The following is a 14,306-nucleotide window of genomic DNA, read 5'->3' as shown; positions in this document are numbered from 1 at the left end:
GCCGCACCGCATCCCGGGACGGTCGCGACGGCTGAGGAGCATGGGAAATGACCGGAGTTGAGGGGCCGCCGGGTGCCCGGGGGCTGTCCGCGTGGACCACGCGGCGTTGGCTGCGCGTGGGGGTGGCGGCGGCCCTGACCGTCCTCGCCCTGCTCGGCGGTACCGGGGCCTGGGTTCTGGGCCGGACCGCCTCCATCAGCGAGGAGTTGGTGGACGTGAAGTCACCGGCCCTGACCGTGGCGATCCGGCTGGAAGCGGCGCTGCTGAACCAGGAGACCGGCATCCGGGGATACGGCGCGACCGGCAGCACGGACTTCCTGGCCCCCTACCAGCAAGGGCTGAGCGATCAGAGGACCTCCGCCGACCAACTCGCCGAGCTCCTGGCCGCCAACCCGAAGGGCCTGCGCGACCTTCGGACCGTCGACGAGGCCGTGGAGAAGTGGCAGGAACGGATCGCGCGGCCGATCGCCGCCACCCCGCCCGGAACTCCGTCGGCCCTCGGCCCCGAGCGCGCCGAGGAGGGCAGATCCTCCTTCGACGCCCTGCGTGCGGCGATGTCCGGCCAGCAGGCGCAGCTCCGAGCCGACCGCGAGAAGGCCCGCGCCGACCTGGCTGCCGCGATGGTACGGCGCAACGTGATCTTCGGCGCGATCGCGGTGGTGGTGGTCGCCCTCGCGGCCCTGGTGTTCGAGGGGCTGCGACGTGGCATCACGGCGCCCCTGGAGCAACTGGGCACCGACGCCCGGAAGGTCACCGGCGGCGATTTCGAGCACCCCATCACCCCGACCGGCCCGGCGGACCTGCGCCGACTCGGCGACGAGATCGACTCCATGCGCCGGCGTCTCGTCCAGGAGCTCGCCTTCACCGAGGAGGCCCGTCTCGCTCTCGACGCACAGGCCGCCGACCTGAAACGGTCGAACGCCGAGCTGGAGCAGTTCGCGTACGTGGCCTCCCACGACCTGCAGGAGCCCCTGCGGAAGATCTCCAGCTTCACGCAGCTCCTGCAACGCCGCTACGGCGGACAACTGGACGCGAAGGCCGACCAGTACATCGACTACGCGGTCGACGGGGCGAACCGCATGCAGACGCTGATCAACGACCTCCTCGGTTTCTCCAGGGTCGGCCGCGTGCACCAGAGCCACGAGAGCCTCGACCTCGACGCGGTCTTCACCAGGACGGTGTCCTCCCTCAGCGTCGGCATCGAGGAGGCCGGGGCCGTCGTCACCCACGACCCGCTCCCCACACTGGTCGCGGACCCCACGCAGATGGGCATGCTCTGGCAGAACCTGATCGGCAACGCCATCAAGTTCCGTCGGCCGGGGACACCACCGGAGATCCACGTGTCCGCCGTGCGCGACGGGGCCCTGTGGCGGTTCTCGGTCACCGACAACGGCATCGGCATCGCCCCCGAGTACGCCGAGAAGGTGTTCGTCATCTTCCAGCGGCTGCACACCAAGGACGCCTACGCGGGCAGCGGCATCGGCCTGGCGATGTGCAAGAAGATCGTCGAGTTCCACGGGGGCACCGTCTCCGTCGACCCCGACCACCGCGACGGCACCCGCATCACCTTCACGCTGGCACCGGAACCGCCCGTCGTTCCCGACCCGTTCGCGCGGACCGAAACGGCCCGCGCGCCGTCGTCGTAACGCGGCTCTTGCGGCCACGGGCGGATCGGACACCGGAGGCATCCGGCCGACGACCTCCGGCGGGTACCGATGACCGCACCGCCGTGCACGCCGGCAGGTACTCCGGCACGTCCCGCCGTTCGCCGAGCAGTTGGTCGAAGGTCACCCTCGGTCGGATATGGCCGACATGGAGCAGGACGCCCGGCTCTGTTCGAGGAGGCGGCTCCCATCGGCAGCCATGTCCGGGCACGGCCCGCGGTCAGAGGGCCCGCGCAGCCTCCACGCCGTCCGCCACCGCGATCACGGGCCCCACCCCGGTGATGTCGAGGAGCCGCGCCAGTTGCCGGGGAACCGGGCCCGCCACCACGAGGCGGCCGGTGCGCAGCAGGCGTACCAGCTGGTTGAGCATCGAGGAGTCCGCGAACGTCAGCCCCGCAACGTCCACGACGATCCGTCGCAGGTCCGGATCGACGACGACCTGATCGGTGGCGGACCTGAGGGGGCCGACGGTGTCGGCGTCGAACTGCCCCGCGCACACGATCACGCGGACGCCGTCCACGTCGGGCAGGACCCGTACCTGCGTCTCCACCGGGCACTCCACATCGTTCATCGGCCGGGTCCGCACCGGACGACTCCGCCGCCAGGACGAGAACGGTCCGTCCCATCCAGAAGCAGTGCGGTCTCTCCGGGCCACGCGAGAAACCATAACCGCACCGCAATCCAATGTCTACTTCGGCCGAGACAGATTTTCGGGGGTTTGTCAGCCACATAGTCGGTCTCCGTGAAGCCGGGTCAGCCGCCGCCGGCGGCGGGGCGTGACGGCCTTCCGGAGTAATGCCCGGCGCTCCCCCGCTCCCCTGCCGCGAAACGGGCCGACCACGACCTAGCTTGTGACCGGATCAACGCGGATTCGAACGGGCGGGACCGTCGTCGTCACGCCCGGCCGGCCCGTCGAAGTTGCGGTCGTCGAGCTTGGGAGCCCACACATGAACGCCGTCGGTGAGACGAACGGTATGCCCCGGCGCCAATTCGTGGCGCTCTCCGGCGCCCTGGGCGCGGGAGCCCTGCTGGCCGGTACCGGTGGCGCGTCCGCCGCGACCGGTCCGGCGCCCAACCCCGAGCCCTGCCCCTCGGGGCCGAACCCGCCCGGCGGCCCGAACCCTTGCCCTCCGCCCGGTCTGCAGGGTCTCTGCGGGAGCCCCGCCGACAACGATCCGCTGTGGCAGGACGTCCAGTACTGCACGCAGGGGATCATCCCGCCGAGCGGACAGCGGCCCACCTGCCTCAAGACGACCCCCAACCACGTGGTGCTGCACGGAAAGCCCGAAACGCAGCACAACTACCTCACCCTGCCGAGCTGCCGCATCACGGGCATCGAGTGCCCGTTCCTCGTGACGCCCAACGTCGCGAACTACTGGCACGAGGCCTGGGAGAACGCCCGCGCCGGTGGCGACGTGCCCGTGCGGTACCCCAACATCGGGCTGGGGATCAACTCGCAGGGCGCCCGGCGCCTGAACCAGCTGCACATCCACATGGCCGGTGTCCGGGACAGCACCCAGCGGCGTCTGCAGGACCTTGAGGCGTCGGCACGTATCGCCACCCAGCCGTCGCACTGGGGCGACCCGCAGTACCAGGCCGCCGTGACGGGAACGCAGGGTTCGGGCGACCGCACCTACCGGGTCCTGCGTCTCGGGAGTCTCACGCAGAACCTGTTCGCGCTGCTGAACGACAACGTGGTGCGGCGTTTCGGGCTGACCATGGCCGACCAGACCCTGATCGTGGTGCCGAAGATGACGCCGACCGGTTTCGCGGGAACCTTCTACGTCCTCAACAGCGACAGCTCGCTCCACGACGGGACGAACACCTGCGACCACCTGCTGGTGTACGTCTAGGAACGGTCGGTCCCCGATCACGCTCCCCCGTGCCGGAACGCGTGATCGGGGGCCGTTCAGAGCGCGGGGGGCGTGCCGACGAGGCGGAACGAGAGGCACACCAGCGGGGTGTCCTCCTCGACCGGGGTACCGGCCGTGGCCCAGAACCGGCTGTGGCCGGCCCGCCATTCCTCCAGCGAGGCATCGCCCTCGCCCTCGGCGGCGGCGTGGGCCCAGCTCACCCGGCCGAACGGCACGACTTCGACGGCCGTGATCTCGACCGTGGCGACCTGATCCGCCGCGTTGTCCAGCAGGGCCAACGCCTCGCCGACGAACTCCAGCTCCTCGTTCTCCGCCCGGTACTCGGCAAGCAGTCCTGTCGTCGCCCGCTTCTCACCGGCGAGCACCAGGTTGTTGAGGCGGGTGCGCATCTCCCCGACGGTCCCCAGCTCCAGCGCGCGCATCCCGTCGACCCTCGGCCACATCGTCCCGTCACCCCTCGCCCACCGCACGTCGCGCTCCGCTGCGCGCGCCCCGCCGGGGATCGTATCCGGGAGCCGACCCGCCCGCTGGCGCGTCGCGGCCGGGCCGGGCATCGGGAGGTCCGGGGATCGGGAGGTCCGGGGATCGGGGAGATCCCTCGTACTCGTGGGGAGAGCGACAGGGGGCTTGGTCGCCCGGGCCACGGGACCTAGCGTGCACCGGGTGAACGCAGCGGCATTCGGGGGCCGGTCCCCGCACACCCCCGGCGGTGATGGTGACGGGCCGGACGACGACCACGGTGACGGATCCGGCGCCGGCGGCTGGGAGGCCCTCGTCGACACGGCCGTCCGACTGGTCGGGCTCCACGGCCGGGTCGCGGTCCACGGGGGCTGGGGTTCGGGGAAGTCGACCCTGGCCGACGCCGTTGCCGGGCGTTGGACGGGGCGGGTGGTGCGCCTGCACCACCGGCCCGGGGACGAACACCTGCCCTGCTCGGGGCTCATGCGGCTCGATGAGAGCCTGGTGACGGACGGCCTCGCCGGGACGGCTCCCGCCGATCGGTTGCGGCTGCGCGCTCGGGTCGCGCGGATGCTCCGCGAGCTGTCTCCCGTCCTGTTGGTGGTCGATGACGTCCAGTGGCTCGACCCGGTCAGCGCCGACGTACTGGGGTACGCCCTCGGTTCACCGGAGCGCGGGGCACTCGGCGTGGTGACGGCCGAACGGACAGTCAGCCGGCCCGAACGGTCGGCCGGGCTGCTGGGAGGTCACCCGCCGGTCGTGCACGTGGCCCCGGCCGGCCAGGAGGAGGTTTCGAACCGGCTGGAGGCCTTCGGACTCTCGGCGCGTTGGAGCGGCGCCGTGCTGCACCACTGCGGCGGCAACCGCGCGCTGCTGGCGGCCTGTTGCGAGGAACTGTCGGGGCGGCCGGTGACGGACCGGCCGTTCGGCCGGGTCCTCCTCGACGGGCTGAGGTCGGTCGAGGGCCTCGCCGACACCTGGTGGGGGACCGTGCCCGCGAATGCGCGCAAGACCCTGCGGATGGCTTCGCTGGCCCACCGGCCGGACGTGGACCTGCTGTACCGGGCGGGGTGCCCGGAGGCTTCCGAGGACCTCGCCCACGCGGTGCGGGCGGGCGTACTCGTCGCCCCGCAGGGCACGGGTGACGCCCGCTCCGGTGCCGTCCGCTTCGCCGCGCGGGCGCTGGCCGATGCCGCGGCCCGGACCGGGTCCGCCGCCGAGCGGCGGGGGGACCACGCGGCTCTCGCGGACGCCGTCACCGACCCGGTACGCGCCGCCCGGCACCGGGCGATGGCGATGGACGGGCCGGACGGGTGCACGGCGCAGGAAACGGCGCGGGCGGCCGCGACCGCTCGGGGGGACGGTGACCGCGGACTGTCGGCGGAACTCATGCTGCTGGCGGCCCGCCTGACCCCGCCCCGGCTGGCGGACCTGAGGTCGCGGCGGCTCGCCGACGCCGCCCAGGAAGCGGCGGCGGCCGGTGACGTCGACACCGCCCGCCTGGCGGCCCGGCGCATCGCCGACGACCACGGCCGTCCCGCGGATCGGGTACGGGCCCTGATGGCGGTCGTCGACGCCTGCGGCCAGGACCTCGCCGCGGCCGAGTCCTTCCTCGCGGCGGCCCGCGGCGCGGCACGCGACGATCCGCGGCTGCTGGCCGCCATCGAGTTGAGGGCATCGGTGACGGCCAACGTCACCTCCGCGGACTTCGACCGCTCCTTCCTCCACGCCACCCGTTCCGCCGCGCTGGCGCGGACCGCCGGGGACGACGGCCTGCAGGCCGCGGCACTGACGATGGCGGCCCGTACGGCGCGCCTGCTCGGGCGTCCGGGCGAAGCCCGAGCCACCCTGGAGTGCGCTCTCGCCCTGGGCGTACCGCCCGCCGCGCTCGGTGTCTCCAACAGCCCCGAGTACCTGGCCGCCCGCCACGCCGTCTTCGACGGGGACCTGCCGGCGGCACGGGCCGCGCTGCTGGAGCTCCTGCCCCTCGCCCGGGCCGCCGGCGGCGCCGAGGGCCTCACCGACCTGTGCCGCAGCCTCGCCGAGGTCGAGGCCGGGCGCGGTGCGTGCGCCGGCGCGCTCGCCTGGGCGGCCCGCGCCCGCTCGCACACCGGGGAGGCCGATCTCTCGCCGGGTCCCGTCTGGTACACCTCCGCGCTCGTCCAGAGTTGTGGTGGCTCGTTCGGCCGGGCCCTGGAGTACGCGCGGCGGGCCCTGGACGTGTCCCGTGCCGAGGGGGACGTGCTGCACACGAGCCGCAGCCTGTGGGTCACGGGAGCCGTGCACCTGCACAGCGGCCGGATCGACATGGCCGTGGCGGCCTTCGAGGAGATCGGCGACATCGAGGGCCCTTCGACGGCCGGGGATCCGGCGGTCCTCCGGTGGCAGCCCGACGCCGTCGAGGCGTTCGCGACGGCCGGTCAGGAGGCCCGGGCCCGCGCGCTGCTGGAGGCGCTCGACGAGGCGGTGACCGACGACCCGTCCCACGCCGTGGTGCGGGTGTTCGTCACCCGGGCCCGCGCCGTGTGCCTCGCGCGGGAGGGGGACCCGGGTCGGGCCGTCGAGCTCCTCGGTGACGTCGCCGCGGCCTTCGCCGCGATGGGTCGACCCGTCGAGCAGGGCCGCACGCTGCTGGCCCTGGGGCGGATCGAGCGGCGCCGGCGGCGGGTGGGTGCGGCCAGGGCCGCGTGGGAGGAGGCCGGCGCCCTGTTCGCGGCGGCCGAGGCCCGTCCGTGGACCGCGCTCGTCGGCGGCCACCTCGCCCGGCTGTCGGGTGCGACGGCGGACCCGGCGCACGGGGCCCGGACCGCGGCTCGCCGGCCTCCGTCGCGCGAGGACGGAGCGCCGGCGGTCGTGCTGACGGAACGCGAACGTCACCTCGTCGACCTGGTCGCCGGCGGCAGCAGCAATCCCGAGGCCGCCCAGCGGCTGTTCGTCTCCCGCAAGACGGTCGAGGCGATGCTCAGCCGCATCTACCGCAAGGTGGGTGTCCGCAACCGAACCGAGTTGGCCGCTCGTGCGCGGTCCCGGGACGACTGACGGGACCGGCCGTTCCCCGCGTCGCGGCCCGCCTGCACCCGTCCAAGGCCGCCGCCCGATGGCTCGCCTTCGGGATCGGAACCCGGGCGACGGCCGGGGCCTGCGGTCCCGCCCCCCGGCGCCGGGACCGCAGGCTGCTCGGGCCGGTCAGGACCAGACGGTGAACGTGGCCGTGGCGGTCGACTTCCTGCCGGCCGCGTCGGTGACCGTCAGGGTCACGTTGCGGAAGCCCCAGCCGGTGGGGGTCCCGGAGATGACGCCCGTGGCCGCGTTGATCGTGAGGCCGGTGGGCAGGTTGGTCGCGGTGAAGGTGTAGGGAGCGCTGCCGCCCGTCGCCGTCAGCGGCAGGTTGACGGGGCGTCCGACGTGGAGGTTCTGGTTGCCGGGGCCGATCAGGGTGGGGTTTCCGGAACCGGCGGGTGTGATGGTCCAGGTGAAGGAGGCGCTGCCCTTCTTGCCGGCGCTGTCGGTCGCCGTCACGGTGACGGAGTGGGTGCCGTCGGCCGTCGGGGTCCCGGAGACCGTTCCGGTGGACGGGGCGATGGACAGGCCGGCCGGGAGGCCGGTCGCCGACCAGGTGTAGGGAGCGGTACCGCCTTCGGCGCTGTTCCTGAGTTCGAGGGGGCTACCCGTGGGGTGTGACTTGGCGGAGACGGCCGCCACGGTGACCCCGCCGGGTTGGGGGGTCGATGTGGTCAGAGCGGCGCCGAACCTGGAGAGGGCCTCGTTGACGGGCTGGAAGATGGTGAACTTCTCGCCGCTCCCGCCGCTGCAGGTGGCGCTGCCACCGCCGGAGTGCAGGCCGACGGCCTTGCCGCCGGTCGCGGTCACGTAGCTGCCGCCGGAGTCCCCGCCGGCGGAGCAGGCGTTGGAGTAGGAGAGGCCGTTGATGACGACGTTGCCGTAGTCGACGCTCTGGTTGATCCTGGTGACCTCGCCGCACTGGAATCCGGTGGTCTGGCCGGACCGGCAGACGGCGCTCCTGACCACGGCTTCGGCCGTGCCCGTGAGGGTGACGTCGCCCTTGCCCCAGCCGGAAACGGTCGGGGTCGGCTCCCAGCCGGCCTGGTCGACGTCGACGATGCCGAAGTCGCCCTCCGCCGCGTTGACGCTGCCGGTTCCGTTCTTGTTGGAGGTTCCGACGCGGGTGCCGTCCTTGCCGTAGGCGGCCTGGTTGACGTCGTTGGTGCAGTGGCCGGCGGTCAGGAAGGCCTTGGTGCCGCCGCTGGTGCGGGTGACGGGGAAGCCTATCGAGCAGGGGCTCTCGCTGCCGGGTACCCACTTCTCGCCGCCGACGACGTTGCCTCCCTGCTGACGGGGGGTGTCCGTGGACTCGGTGACGTCCACGAGGTCCTCGAACGCCGCGAGACGGGTGCGGAGCGCGGTGGTGGCCCGCGTCGGATCGAGGACGACGCCGACCCGGTTGGCGCGGACGTCGGGTCCCCAGGCCAGGAGCCCGGGAGCGTGCCCGGCCCACTCCCCGATCTGCCGGGCGACCGATTCGAGCCGGTCCGCGCTGTGATCGACCCGCTCGGCGACCGCTCCGGCGCGACGGACCGCGTCGGCGTCGGCGGACGTGGTGACCGCGGTGTGCAGACGGCCGTCGGCGGCGTCGAACCAGACTCCCGCGACACGGTCGCCCACCGTGGCTCGGACGGCCGTCGCGGTCCGCTCCGCCGCCTGCTCGTCGGCGATCCGCCCGCGGACGCCTTCCGCCGAGAGCCCGAGGTCCCGGGCCATCGCCGCCCGCACGCCGGCCGGTACGGACGCCGCCGGATCCGGTGACGTCGGGCCGGGTGCCGGGCCGGCGTGGGCGGGGAGGGCGGCGAGCCCCAACAGGGCGGAGGCCGCGACAACTCCCTTGAGGACGTGCTGGTTTCGTACGGTGCGCATGGAGGTCGTTCCCTTTCACGGAGGGGGCCGGTGTGGAGGGCACCGGAGGGATCCGTCGGAGGGCCGCTTCGCTCGGGTCGGCGATCGACCGGCCGCTCCGCGACGCCGCTCGCCGACCTCGTGGGCCGGCGGGTGCGATGTTCCGAGGGGCCGGTCGACGGTGGGTCGGCCGCCGGACCCGCTCGGGACTGGGCACAGCCTCGGGGGTCCGTCGGGGCCGTGAACAGCGGGGAGCTCCCTTGCATCGCTCCGGCCCCGCCGAGGGAGGTGACGCGGCCACGGGCGCCGTCCGGGTCCGTGCGCGGCGGACCCACGTGGAGTACCCGGCGGGAGGCGGTGTCCGGCAGCGGGTAGGCGTGGACGAGCACGGCCCCGTACGGCAGGCGGGTCCCTCGCCGGACCGCACCGGGATCCAGCCGGCCATCCACGTGGGCCAGTACAAGGACAAGGACAAGGAACCCCACATGCACAACGTCACCCTGAACAACGGCGTCGAGATGCCCGTCCTCGGCTTCGGCGTGTACCAGATCCCGCCCGAGGAGACCGAACGGGCCGTCAGCGACGCGCTCGCGGCCGGCTACCGATCGTTGGACACCGCGGCTGCCTACGGCAACGAGGAGGCCGTCGGCCGGGCGATCGGCAACAGCGGCATCCCTCGTCAGGACCTGTTCGTCACCACCAAGGTGTGGGTTTCCGACACCGGCGAGGACAGGACGGCACGCGCCTTCGACACCTCACTGGGCAAGCTCGGCCTGGACCACATCGACCTGTACCTGATCCACCAGCCCTACGGGGACGTCTACGGCTCCTGGCGTGCCATGGAGGCCCTGCTGGGTGAGGGACTCGTGCGGGCCATCGGCGTCTCGAACTTCCACGGCGACCGGCTGGTGGACCTGATCGACCACAACGAGGTCACGCCGGCCGTCAACCAGGTCGAGACCCATCCCTTCCACCAACGCACTTCCGACCAGGAGCTGATGCGCGGGCGCGGCGTTCAGATCGAGTCCTGGGGGCCCTTCGCCGAGGGCCGCAACAACCTCTTCGGCCATCCGACGCTCAGTGGGATCGCGGACGCGCACGGCCGGTCGGTGGCTCAGGTCGTGCTGCGCTGGCTCGTCCAGCGCGGTGTCGTGGTGATCCCCAAGTCGGTGCGGCCCGAGCGGATGGCGGAGAACCTCGACGTCTTCGACTTCGAGCTCGCTCCCGCCGAGATGGCGGCCGTCGCCGCCCTGGACACCGGGGAGTCCGTGTTCTTCGACCATCGCGATCCCGCCGTGGTCGGCCGGCTCGGCACCCACGTGCTGGGCGACTGACCGCACGGCTCCACGACCGGCCGGCGTACGCGGGGAGGCCCGGCCGGCGTGGAGGTGGCGGGCCCCGGGGGCCGGTGTCAGGCTCCGGGGCGAACGGGGCCGATGACCGTACCCGCGGTCACCTCGAAGGGGCCTTCGGCGACGGAGGTGCCCGGGATGGCGCCACCCGGGGCGCCGAGCGTGAAGGACACCTCGTCCGCCGGGGTCCCGTGGTCCTGGTGGGGAACCCGCACGTCGAAGTGGACGGGGCGGCCCGGCCCGAAGGTCACGACGGCGTTCTGGTCGCCGTACCGTCCGGCCGTGATGCCGAGCGGGGTGCCGTGGTGTGCGAAGGCCACGTCGGTCGGGGAACCGACCAGCCGACACGCCGCGTATCCCTTCGCGGCGGTCAGTGTGACGCGGAAGTGGAGGTGCCCGGATTCGGCGCGGTCCGGTGCGATCTTCGCGAGGTGGTTGGCCGGGCGACAGGCCGAGGGTGCGGCGCCGCTCGCGGGGGCGGCTTGCGCGACTCCCAGAGCGGCGACGGCGGCCAACGCGCCGGCGAGGAGGGGAACGGACCTGCGACTGGTGTGCATGCTGAACTCTGCCTGTCTTCCGACCGGTTCCTTGACGCCCTCCACGCAACCACGGGCCGGGGCGAATGCCGGCCCGACGCTCCGTCGGCCGTGTCCGCGCGGTGTACCGAGGTCGGGGCCCGGTCCATGACCTCGGCCGGACCTCCGCCCGCCCCTACGGAAGAATCCTTTTCTCTTCGGCCGGGCCATACGGGTGATCTTCGACTGTCCGTCCCCCGAACAGTCCCTAAGATCCACCTCCGTGACAGAAAGTAAGCACGCCGCGATTCCGCGGCACTCGGCCGATGTGGTGATCGTCGGCGCCGGCCCCGCCGGCCTGGTGCTGGGGAACCTCTTACTCCGGAGCGGGATCGACTGCGTCGTCCTCGAACGCGCCGAACGCGAGCACCTCCACCATCGGGCACGGGCCGGCTACCTCGCCGCCCACACCGTGCGCGTCCTCGCCCGCAACGGCCTGGACGAGGGGCTGCGGCGACGCGGGCAGGAGCACGGCGTCTGCGAGTTCCGCACCGAGGAGGGACGCTTCCGCCTGGAGTACGGCCGACTGGGCCGCGGCGAGCCGCACACGGTCTATCCCCAACACGAACTGGTGGACGACCTGTTGGGCCAATTCCTCGACGCCGGTGGTCGGGTCCGGTTCGGCACCGAGGCCACGGCCATCACCGACGCGGACGGTCCGAACCCCTCGGTGGCGGTACGTGACCGCGACGGCGACCCCGGGCACTGGCGGGCCCGCTACGTCGCCGCCTGCGACGGCCGACACGGTGCGGGGCGGCGCTCGCTCCCGGCCGGGGCGGTCCGACGTCACCACCGCGACCACGGGGTGTCATGGCTGGGGCTGCTCGCCGAGGCACCGCCGAGCATGGACGCCGTCGGCTACGCGGTCCACCCGCGCGGCTTCGCGGGGCACATGGTGCGCTCGACCGAGAACACCCGCTACTACCTGCAGTGCGAACGCGGGCACGACCCCGGGGCATGGAGCGAGCAACGGATCTGGGAGGAACTCGCCCTGCGCATGGGCGCGGCCGAGTACGGCGCCCTGCGGAGCGGGAGGATCCTCCAGCGGGCCGTCGTCGATCTCGAATCCGACGTGCTCGAACCGTTGCGCCACGGATCGTTGTTCCTGGTGGGCGACGCGGCGGCCCTGATCAGTCCCGCGGCCGCCAAGGGGGCGAACCTGGCGGTGCTGGAGGCGGAGATCCTGGCCCGTGCGCTGACCGACGCACTCGTCCACGGGAACCCCGAGCCGCTCGGCCGCTACTCGGACCGTTGCCTGGACCACATCTGGCGGGCCCAGGAGTTCTCCCACTGGATGATCAACCTTCTGCACGGGACGCCCGGGCCGGAGGGAACGCCCGCGCCCTTCCAGGAGCGGATGCGCTCCTCCCGCCTTGCCTCGCTGCGCGACTCCCGGACGACCCAGGACTGGTTCGCCGACCACTACGTCGGCGTCTGACCCTCCCCACCACCGGCCCCGCCACCGGGCCGATCGGCACGTCCTCACCACCCCCCTCGCCCCCTTCGGCACACGTCGGCGCCCCTCGGCACTCCGTCGCGACCAGCGAACCGCGAACCGCGAACCGTGATCGCTCCGAGGCTCCGGGGCGCCCCCTCCTTCGACAAGGACACGGCATGTACTCCGACGACCTCTCCACCACGCCCACCACCGGCGCCGCCCCCCTGCTCCTCGACGACGCGGCGCGGTTGCGCGCGGCGGCCGATTTCGTGCGCGGGCAGGACACCTCCGTCCTGCTGGCGCGCGTGCTGCCCGGCCTCGACGGCCCCGAACTGCGGGCCCTCACCGATCGGTGCCGCTTCGCGCACGCCGCCCTGCTGGTCTTCCCGGCCGACGAGGCCGCCCTGCGCGCGCAGCTCGCGGACTGCGGGCTGGCCTGCGATTCCGCGGCGCAGCCGAGCGTGGTCGTCCGCAACCGCCTCGCGTCACGCCACCACCGCGACCCCGCCGATCTTGACGTAAGGATTCTCCGGCCCGGGGTCAACGGACCGTACGGGGAGCGACGCGCGGTCGAGGTGTTCGCCCTGGCCCTGACCCCGGGATCCGGATCGGAACTGATCGCCGAGCGGGAACGCCGCCAGGACCACGAGGCCCACCTGGCGTTCGACGTCGTGCGTCCCGACCCGCTCGTGCTGCGAGGGCTGTTGGCGAGCTTCGCCGGTCACGGCGCGGTACCCGACGGCGGGGGCTACAACCCGCACGAGGACGGGACCGTGTTCTACTTCACCGCCCCCGCGGGCACCAAGACGGTCTACGGGCGGGTGGAGCTGTACGCGTGCGGCGATCACCGCGACGTGCTGGGCGAGCACCTCGCCGGTGGGCCGGAGCCGACGGAGGCGCCCGCGGAATCCCTCCTGCGGATGCTGACCGGGGCCTGGACCACCCAGGCCCTGGCGACCTGCGCCGAGCTACGGCTCCCCGAGGCCCTCCACCGGCATCCCGGGGCCGGCGCCGCGGAGCTGGCGCGTGAGGTCGGCGCCCGCCCCGAACGTCTGGCGACCCTGCTCCGGTACCTGGCCATGTTGGGCGTGGTGGCGGAGGACGGCGTCGGGTACCGGTTGACCGGCGTCGGCGCGCTCCTGGACGCGGGGGCCCCGTCCTCGATGCGGGCCCTGGCACTGATGTACGGCGGCCCCTTCTACCAGTCCTTCGGTCACCTGACCCATACCGTTCGGACCGGACAGCCGGGTTTCGATCACCTGTACGGCGAGAACCACTTCGACCACTTCGCGCGCAGCCCCGAACTGTCCGCGCTGTTCGACCAGTCCATGGCGGCCTCGGCCGCCATGTTCGACCCCCTCCCCGATCACCCGGTGCTCACCGCCGCCGGCGCGGCCGGTCGCGCCCGCACCGTCGTCGACATCGCGGGCGGGACGGGGGAACTGCTGGAGCGGGTCCTGACGCGTCACCCCGACCTCCGCGGCACGCTCCTCGAACGCCCCCAGGTCCTCGCCGCCGCCCGGGCCCGGCTCGGCGCGGGCCCCGTGGGCGCCCGGTGCGGCTACCTGGCCGGTGACTTCGCGGACGTGCCGTCGGGGGGTGACGTCTACCTCCTCTCCCGGGTACTGCACGACTGGGACGACGACCGGTGCCGGGAGATCCTGAGGTACTGCGCCGACGCCATGTCGGGGGACGCAGACCTGCTGATCGTCGAACGCCTGCTGCCGGCGGACGGCACCCCGTCCCTCGCCACCGCCTGGGACCTGCACATGATGTGCAACACCGGCGGCCGGGAGCGCACCGCGGACCACTACGCCCGGCTGCTGTCCGATTGCGGCCTGCGGCTGGTCGGCCACAGCCCCCTTCCCCTCGGCGCCCGCACCCTGCACGCCCGACGGGCGGAGCGCGTTCACCCGGACGTCCGAAAAGTCTCTCCTGGGGAATTCGTTCCGTTCGGGAAGTGAATATGTCCTGACCGCAGGTCAGGGACCGTTTCGGGATTGCCGGCCGTTCACGGCGGGCAGGGGTGGAGA

At 73.1% G+C, this 14,306-nt stretch carries 10 protein-coding genes; 6 read left to right on the top strand and 4 right to left on the bottom strand.

Going from position 1 to position 14,306, the window contains the following annotated elements:
- Positions 1-47 precede the first annotated feature (47 nt).
- A complete protein-coding gene (locus tag ACZ58N_RS24280) occupies positions 48-1,646 on the top strand; it encodes a sensor histidine kinase (RefSeq protein ID WP_471163509.1) in 1,599 nt (532 codons plus the stop codon).
- A gap of 238 nt (positions 1,647-1,884) precedes the next feature.
- Here ACZ58N_RS24280 and ACZ58N_RS24275 read toward each other — a convergent pair whose 3' ends face one another.
- Positions 1,885-2,235, bottom strand: a complete 351-nt coding sequence (locus tag ACZ58N_RS24275; RefSeq protein WP_471163507.1) for an STAS domain-containing protein — start codon at positions 2,233-2,235, stop codon at positions 1,885-1,887.
- Positions 2,236-2,611: 376 nt separating this feature from the next.
- Between ACZ58N_RS24275 and ACZ58N_RS24270 the strand changes: the two genes are divergently transcribed.
- The gene (locus ACZ58N_RS24270) at positions 2,612-3,517 is read left to right on the top strand and encodes a CDP-diacylglycerol diphosphatase (protein ID WP_471163504.1); all 906 of its coding nucleotides are present in this window, start codon (positions 2,612-2,614) and stop codon (positions 3,515-3,517) included.
- A gap of 56 nt (positions 3,518-3,573) precedes the next feature.
- Here the strand turns inward: ACZ58N_RS24270 and ACZ58N_RS24265 are convergent, their stop codons facing one another.
- Positions 3,574-3,960: an ASCH domain-containing protein gene (locus ACZ58N_RS24265; protein ID WP_471163501.1), complete on the bottom strand. Its 387-nt coding sequence runs from the start codon at positions 3,958-3,960 to the stop codon at positions 3,574-3,576.
- 241 nt (positions 3,961-4,201) lie between these two features.
- On the opposite strand from ACZ58N_RS24265, the gene ACZ58N_RS24260 reads away from it, so the two are divergent.
- Positions 4,202-7,036: a LuxR C-terminal-related transcriptional regulator gene (locus ACZ58N_RS24260; protein WP_471163498.1), complete on the top strand. Its 2,835-nt coding sequence runs from the start codon at positions 4,202-4,204 to the stop codon at positions 7,034-7,036.
- Positions 7,037-7,183: 147 nt separating this feature from the next.
- Here ACZ58N_RS24260 and ACZ58N_RS24255 read toward each other — a convergent pair whose 3' ends face one another.
- Entirely contained in the window at positions 7,184-8,929 is a 1,746-nt protein-coding gene (locus ACZ58N_RS24255) for a putative Ig domain-containing protein (protein ID WP_471163495.1), read from the bottom strand.
- A 464-nt stretch (positions 8,930-9,393) separates the two neighbouring features.
- On the opposite strand from ACZ58N_RS24255, the gene ACZ58N_RS24250 reads away from it, so the two are divergent.
- Complete coding sequence (locus tag ACZ58N_RS24250) at positions 9,394-10,242, top strand: aldo/keto reductase (protein WP_471163624.1); 849 nt, start codon at positions 9,394-9,396, stop codon at positions 10,240-10,242.
- Positions 10,243-10,319: 77 nt separating this feature from the next.
- On the opposite strand, the gene ACZ58N_RS24245 is transcribed toward ACZ58N_RS24250, so the two are convergent.
- Positions 10,320-10,817 carry a DUF4232 domain-containing protein gene (locus tag ACZ58N_RS24245; RefSeq protein WP_471163492.1) on the bottom strand — a complete coding sequence of 166 codons (498 nt, stop codon included), beginning with the start codon at positions 10,815-10,817 and terminating at the stop codon, positions 10,320-10,322.
- A gap of 241 nt (positions 10,818-11,058) precedes the next feature.
- On the opposite strand from ACZ58N_RS24245, the gene ACZ58N_RS24240 reads away from it, so the two are divergent.
- Positions 11,059-12,273 carry a 4-hydroxybenzoate 3-monooxygenase gene (locus ACZ58N_RS24240; protein WP_471163490.1) on the top strand — a complete coding sequence of 405 codons (1,215 nt, stop codon included), beginning with the start codon at positions 11,059-11,061 and terminating at the stop codon, positions 12,271-12,273.
- Positions 12,274-12,449: 176 nt separating this feature from the next.
- Positions 12,450-14,237: a methyltransferase gene (locus tag ACZ58N_RS24235; RefSeq protein WP_471163487.1), complete on the top strand. Its 1,788-nt coding sequence runs from the start codon at positions 12,450-12,452 to the stop codon at positions 14,235-14,237.
- Positions 14,238-14,306: the final 69 nt, after the last annotated feature.

This window comes from Streptomyces sp. NPDC040432, assembly GCF_055595445.1.
This window is presented reverse-complemented; position numbering and strand designations above follow the sequence as displayed.

Bases quoted from the DNA above. Each gene is read 5' to 3' on its own strand.
- ACZ58N_RS24280 (WP_471163509.1), top strand. From the start codon at position 48: ATGACCGGAGTTGAGGGGCCGCCGGGTGCCCGGGGGCTGTCCGCGTGG.
- ACZ58N_RS24275 (WP_471163507.1), bottom strand. From the start codon at position 2,235: ATGAACGATGTGGAGTGCCCGGTGGAGACGCAGGTACGGGTCCTGCCC.
- ACZ58N_RS24270 (WP_471163504.1), top strand. From the start codon at position 2,612: ATGAACGCCGTCGGTGAGACGAACGGTATGCCCCGGCGCCAATTCGTG.
- ACZ58N_RS24265 (WP_471163501.1), bottom strand. From the start codon at position 3,960: ATGCGCGCGCTGGAGCTGGGGACCGTCGGGGAGATGCGCACCCGCCTC.
- ACZ58N_RS24255 (WP_471163495.1), bottom strand. From the start codon at position 8,929: ATGCGCACCGTACGAAACCAGCACGTCCTCAAGGGAGTTGTCGCGGCC.
- ACZ58N_RS24250 (WP_471163624.1), top strand. From the start codon at position 9,394: ATGCACAACGTCACCCTGAACAACGGCGTCGAGATGCCCGTCCTCGGC.
- ACZ58N_RS24245 (WP_471163492.1), bottom strand. From the start codon at position 10,817: ATGCACACCAGTCGCAGGTCCGTTCCCCTCCTCGCCGGCGCGTTGGCC.
- ACZ58N_RS24235 (WP_471163487.1), top strand. From the start codon at position 12,450: ATGTACTCCGACGACCTCTCCACCACGCCCACCACCGGCGCCGCCCCC.